At 68.9% G+C, this 1084-nt stretch carries 1 protein-coding gene; it reads right to left on the reverse strand.

From position 1 onward, the window contains the following. Positions 1–4: 4 nt before the first annotated feature. Positions 5–1051 (reverse strand): IS30 family transposase, encoded by a 1047-nt coding sequence (locus V6V47_RS32645; RefSeq protein WP_334632407.1) that lies wholly within the window; start codon positions 1049–1051, stop codon positions 5–7. Positions 1052–1084: the final 33 nt, after the last annotated feature.

Genomic DNA, 1084 nt, shown 5'->3' on the forward strand with positions numbered 1-1084 from the left:
GGGCTCAACCGGTGGTTGCAACACCGAGGAGTTGGGTCATCTTCTCACCTGGGGTGGCCCAGCCCAGGGTCATGCGGGGGCGGTCGTTGAGTTCGTCGGCGACGTGGTCGAGGCCGGCCTGGTCGATGGTGGTGAAGTCGAATCGGCCTTTGGGGAAGTACTGGCGGAGCAGCCCGTTGGTGTTCTCGTTGCTGCCGCGTTGCCAGGGGCTGTGTGGATCGCAGAAGTAGACCGGGCAGTCGGTGGCGATGGTGAAGTCACGGTGCCGGGCCATCTCGACGCCCTGGTCCCAGGTCAGCGAGGCCCGCAACCGCTGCGGGAGCCACCTCATCGCCGTGGCCAACTGGGACACGACGTGGTCGGAGACCTTGCCCTCGGGCAGCCCGACCAGGATCACGAACCGGGTAGCGCGTTCCACGAGGGTGGCGATCGCGGAACCACCGCGCCCACCCCGACGGACCCCCTCGAGCAGGTCACCCTCCCAATGCCCGGGCACCGCCCGGTCAGCGACCTCAGCCGGCCGGTCAGCGATGCGCAGATCGACCCAGGGCCGCGCCGAGCGCATCGCCCCGGCTGGCGCCGGCCTGCGCCGGCGAGCCGCCCGCCCCGAACGCAACGCCACCTGCCGAGTCAACTCCGCGCGGAGGTTGCCCCGCGCCTGCAGGTAGATCGCCTGGTAGATCGTCTCGTGCGACACCCACATCTCCGGCACGTCCGGGAACTGCGCCCGCAGCCGAGCACTGATCTGCTGCGGCGAACGACGCCGTCGCAGCATATCCAGCACCACCTGACGCAACGGCCCGTCACCAGCCAACCGCGGCACCCGCCCACCCCGGTTGTGCCGCAGAAACGACGCCCACTGCGCCATCAACGGCTGATACCGCTGCCCATAACGCTCGAACCGACCCACCTCCCGCGAGATCGTCGACACCGACCGCCCCAACCTGCGCGCGATCGACCGCAACGACTCACTCGCAGCCCGACCCAACCCAATCTGCTCCCGCTCCAGCGGGCTCAACCTCGACGCCACAACCACCCCAACGAAGATCATGGAAGGGTGTTGCAACCACCGGTTGAGCCCACC

It is taken from the genome of Micromonospora sp. CPCC 205539 (assembly GCF_036906815.1).
Taxonomy (GTDB): Bacteria; Actinomycetota; Actinomycetes; order Mycobacteriales; family Micromonosporaceae; genus Micromonospora.